We start from the raw sequence: 4,722 nt of genomic DNA on the forward strand, positions 1-4,722 counted from the left end.
GGACCAAATACCACGGGCACACCCCACGCGGCGGCTTCACTCAGGTTGTGAATGCTCTTACCGAAACCTCCGCCCACGTAGGCCACATGGGCAAAGTGGTAGAGTCGCGAAAGCATTCCGATGCTGTCTATCACCAGCACGCGCGTGTTGTCAGTGATGGCTTCGTCAACGGAAAACAGAGCGGACTTTACAGGTAATGTTTCCAGCAGTTGTTGGATGGCGGCCTTGTGAACTTCGTGTGGCGCGATAATCATTCTGAAACCGTGATCACCCTCTTTGAGAAATGGCAACAAGGCCTGAATATCTGCCGGCCATGTGCTTCCGGCCACCACGGTTTTGTGCCCTTGGCAGAAATCACCAACCTTTTGGATGTCAGGTGGCGTTGCGCTAAGCTTCAACACACGGTCAAAGCGGGTGTCGCCGGTTTTTTGCACATGGGTAAAGCCCTTGTTGCGAAGGAGTTTTTCGGATTCTTCGTTTTGCACAAAGAAGTAATCGAAGCAGTTGAGCATTCGGTTTCCGAGCGCGGGAAAAGACCCGAAAAAATGCTGGTTGGGTCGAAAAATGCCGCTTACTAGCAGGGTGGTGCAACCATGGGTTTTCAATGATTCGAGGTAGTGCAGCCAGAAGTCGTATTTCACAAAAAGCGCGAGCGAGGGTTGGAGCGCCTGCACAAACCGCTTTGCATTCCCGGGTGTGTCTTCGGGCAGGTAGAAGATGTGATCGGCGTGGGGATACTCCTTTTGCACTTCAAATCCCGAGGGCGAGAAAAAGGTAATCACGCCGCGGTATTCGGGGTATAGTTCGCGCAGGGCTTCCCACAGCGGTCGGCCTTGTTCAAATTCGCCGAGGCTTGGGCAATGCATCCAGATGGTAGGGCGTTTTTCGGAGCATTCCCGTTCAATGTTGCCTATCACATTTTTACGGCCCGAAACCCAAAGTCGCGCCTTGGGATTCCACCATGACGTAAAGCGGGCGGCCGTGCCGTAGAGTGCAATCCCCAACCGATACAGCAAGGTCATTAGTAGAAGTAGAATTCCTGCGGTTTGCGCTTGTAAATGAGCAGCAACCAACCGGCTTTCAGTCCCACCAAACCGTCAAAGCGCTGGCGGTCGTCTTTCCCGCCGAGGTCAATATTGTAGTTGCGGAGATTCCGCGTAAAGCCCTGAAACGCCTCAAAACCGATAAAAAAGTTGGTGAGTCTCGAGTTGGAGAGATGCTGGTAACCCACAAATTGATTAAGTGTAAGGCCTCCTGTGAGCTGGTCGTAGTACTGACGCATATCCTCTTCGAACTGGGGAACGTCATCGCGGCGTGCTTCAATATGAATTTTGTGTTGAAGGTATCCCACTCCAAAACGCACCACAATTCCCGAATTGGGATTCGGACCAATTACATCAAAAACCTTTCCGATAGAGGCATTGAGCGTTATGCCACGCATATTCATAATGATTTCGGCAAAGCTGCCGTCCTGACCGATGACCTCTCCCGATTGGGTACGCATGTTCAGCAGATAGTTTTCAGGGTTTCGAACGGCGTCGTTAAACAGGTAGCCTCCGTCGAGCCCAAACGTCCAGTTTTTGCGGTTCTTGACGTTAAATCCGCCACCCAGCCGGAATGCTCCGCTGTAACGCTCGCCCATATTGCCCACCGGAAAATAGTAGCCAATACCCACTCCTACTTGCGTGAGGAGAAGCTTTTCCTTGCTTATTTCACCCTGCGAAAAAACAGAGCTTGTGCATAACACAGCCAACAACAATACAAAGGCGTTTTTCATCGTATTTCCGGCATTCGGGCTTCAAAGATAGCCATTCCGAAGTTCGTACTTTACCCCAAAGTTAACACGGATGGAATCCCTGATGATTACACCCGAAGCCGTGAAAAGTGTGTATCTTCGCCCCCTCTATGAAAGAAGCCCCCTACATGGATAAAATTCAGATGGTTGACCTCAAAGGTCAGTATCAAAAGATTAAAGACGAAGTTGACCGCGCTGTGCTCGATGTGATTGCATCGTCCGCATATATAAACGGTCCTGAAGTTCAAGCTTTTCAAAAAGAACTGGAAGCCTACATCGGCGTAAAACACGTCATCCCCTGTGCCAACGGTACCGATGCTCTTCAGGTAGCCCTGATGGCGTTGAATCTTGAGCCTGGTGATGAGGTGATTACGCCAAATTTCACTTTTGCCTCTACCGTGGAGGTGGTTGGTTTGCTGGGGCTTACCCCGGTCATTGTGGATGTGGATATCCATACTTTCAACATGGATCCTGAAGCGGTGAAGCGAGCCATCACCCCCCGCACAAAAGCCATTGTACCCGTTCACCTGTTTGGGCAATGCGCACCGATGGATGAGTTGATGGAGCTGGCCCGTGAACGTCATCTGTATGTGGTGGAAGACAACGCCCAGGCTATTGGCGCACGGTACCGCACTTCAGCTGGTGAAGAGAAAATGGCTGGTTCCATGGGCCACATCGGAACCACCTCGTTTTTCCCTTCCAAAAACCTGGGGTGCTATGGCGACGGGGGCGCCATCTTCACCAATGATGATGCCTTGGCGGCCAAAATGCGATCGCTGGTAAACCACGGGATGGGAGAGCGGTACTACTACGAAGATATCGGTGTGAACTCACGACTGGATTCTTTGCAGGCAGCTATTTTGCGTATCAAACTCCGTCGCCTCGATGATTACATCGCGGCCAGAAATCGCGCTGCGAGGGCCTATGACGAGGCGTTCAAGGATTTTGAAGCACTGGTCACGCCGGCAAGGCACCCGCAATCAACCCACGTGTTTCACCAATACACGCTGCGCACGCAAGGGATTGACCGAAATGCGCTGAAAGCACATCTGGAGGCCCACGGAATTCCTGCCATGATTTACTATCCGGTGCCGCTGCATCACCAGAATGCATACCGCCGCGACGAAATTACCGATGACCTGTTCCCTGCAACCAATCAGCTTTGCAAGGAGGTGATCTCCCTGCCCATGCACACGGAGCTGAGTGATGACCAACTCAACTTCATTACCCAAACCGTAAAAGACTTTTTAGCATCATGAATATAGCCGTTGTTGGAACGGGCTACGTTGGCCTTGTTACCGGAACCTGCTTTGCTGAAACCGGAAATAACGTAATGTGCGTTGATATAGACGCCGAAAAGGTTGAAATGATGAAGCAAGGCAAGGTGCCCATCTATGAACCGCACCTCGATGTTCTTTTTGAGCGGAATATCCGCCAGGAGCGCCTCAAGTTCACCACCAATCTTGAGGAGGCCATCAAAGATGCTGAAATCATTTTTCTCGCTTTGCCTACACCTCCGGGAGAGGATGGTTCGGCAGACTTGTCCTACATCCTCCGTGTATCGCGGCAGCTAGGCCAGATGATTACCGACTACAAGGTGATTGTTGACAAGAGTACCGTGCCGGTTGGAACCGCCGATAAAGTGCGCGAAACCATAGCCTCACTCACCGACGTGCCTTTTGATGTGGTGTCGAACCCTGAGTTTTTGAGAGAAGGCTTTGCCGTGGACGATTTTATGAAACCCGACCGCGTGGTGATCGGCGTGTCGTCCGAACGGGCAGCCAAAGTGATGGAACAGCTCTACAAGCCCTTTATCCGCCAGGGAAATCCCTTGATTGTGATGGATGAAAAATCGGCCGAGCTTACCAAGTACGCTGCCAATGCCTTCCTCGCAACCAAGATTACCTTTATGAACGAAATTGCCAACTTCTGCGAGAAAGTGGGCGCCGATGTAGACAAGGTTCGCCTCGGCATCGGTTCGGATACGCGCATAGGAAAACGCTTTTTGTTTCCGGGTATCGGCTACGGCGGAAGCTGTTTTCCTAAGGATGTACTCGCCCTTCAGCGTAGCGGACGTGAAGAAAACTACGAGTTTCAGGTGCTGAACTCCGTAATTGCCGTGAATGAAAGACAACGAACCATTTTGGTTGACAAACTCCGACGGTTTTTTGAAATGAACCTCAAGGGTAAACGCATTGCCATGTGGGGACTCTCCTTTAAACCCGATACCGACGATATCCGCGAAGCCCCCGCTTTGTACATGATTAACCAGCTTTTGGCCGAAGGTGCCACGGTAAAAGCCTACGACCCCGAAGCCATGAAAAATGTACAACGCATGCTCGCCGATCGCATCGAATACGCAGACAATCCCTATGAAGCGCTGGACGGTGCCGACGCCCTTATTATCGCGACGGAGTGGGCGGTTTTCCGCAATCCTGACTTCGAGAAAATAAGGGATTTGCTTAGCGCCCCGGTAATATTTGATGGCCGAAACCTATATGAGACCGAGCGCATGCGCGACCTCGGCTTCTACTACGAAAGCATTGGGCGCGAAACGGTAAATCCCATTCTTGAATGAAACGCGTTCTGATAACCGGGGCTGCAGGCTTTTTGGGTTCGCACCTGTGCGACCGTTTCATCGCTGAGGGATACCACGTCATTGGGATGGATAATCTCATTACTGGAAGCCTCAGCAACATTGAGCATCTTTTTGCCCATGAGCATTTTGAGTTCTGTCACCACGACGTGTCGAAATTTGTGCACGTGCCCGGTGAACTGCACTATATCCTGCATTTTGCATCTCCGGCCAGCCCGATTGATTACCTCAAAATCCCCATCCAAACCCTCAAAGTTGGCTCGCTCGGAACACACAATCTGCTGGGATTGGCAAAGGCTAAGTCGGCGCGGATACTCGTGGCCAGCACTTC

The 4,722-nt window shown here is 51.4% G+C and carries 5 protein-coding genes; 3 read left to right on the forward strand and 2 right to left on the reverse strand.

The window, feature by feature from the left end:
- On the reverse strand, positions 1-1,022 hold a 1,022-nt coding region (locus tag EA392_00150), incomplete at its 3' end, for a 3-deoxy-D-manno-octulosonic acid transferase (protein TVR42619.1).
- A complete protein-coding gene (locus EA392_00155; GenBank protein ID TVR42620.1) occupies positions 1,022-1,777 on the reverse strand; it encodes a hypothetical protein in 756 nt (251 codons plus the stop codon). The genes EA392_00150 and EA392_00155, both read right to left, overlap by 1 nt.
- Before the next feature lie 146 nt (positions 1,778-1,923).
- Between EA392_00155 and EA392_00160 the strand changes: the two genes are divergently transcribed.
- The 3 genes from EA392_00160 to EA392_00170 form a co-directional block, all read left to right on the forward strand.
- Positions 1,924-3,054, forward strand: a complete 1,131-nt coding sequence (locus EA392_00160) for a DegT/DnrJ/EryC1/StrS family aminotransferase (protein TVR42623.1) — start codon at positions 1,924-1,926, stop codon at positions 3,052-3,054.
- A complete protein-coding gene (locus tag EA392_00165) occupies positions 3,051-4,373 on the forward strand; it encodes a UDP-glucose/GDP-mannose dehydrogenase family protein (GenBank protein TVR42621.1) in 1,323 nt (440 codons plus the stop codon). Before EA392_00160 ends, EA392_00165 begins: the two co-directional genes overlap by 4 nt.
- Positions 4,370-4,722: NAD-dependent epimerase/dehydratase family protein (locus tag EA392_00170; protein TVR42622.1), on the forward strand; the 353-nt coding region annotated here is incomplete at its 3' end. The genes EA392_00165 and EA392_00170, both read left to right, overlap by 4 nt.

The sequence above is a fragment of the Cryomorphaceae bacterium genome (genome assembly GCA_007695365.1).
Lineage (GTDB): Bacteria > Bacteroidota > Bacteroidia > Flavobacteriales_D > SKUL01 > SKUL01.

What these genes read in the sequence shown, in the direction of transcription:
- EA392_00155 (TVR42620.1), bottom strand. Translation starts at nt 1,777, where the DNA reads ATGAAAAACGCCTTTGTATTGTTGTTGGCTGTGTTATGCACAAGCTCT.
- EA392_00160 (TVR42623.1), top strand. Translation starts at nt 1,924, where the DNA reads ATGGATAAAATTCAGATGGTTGACCTCAAAGGTCAGTATCAAAAGATT.
- EA392_00165 (TVR42621.1), top strand. Translation starts at nt 3,051, where the DNA reads ATGAATATAGCCGTTGTTGGAACGGGCTACGTTGGCCTTGTTACCGGA.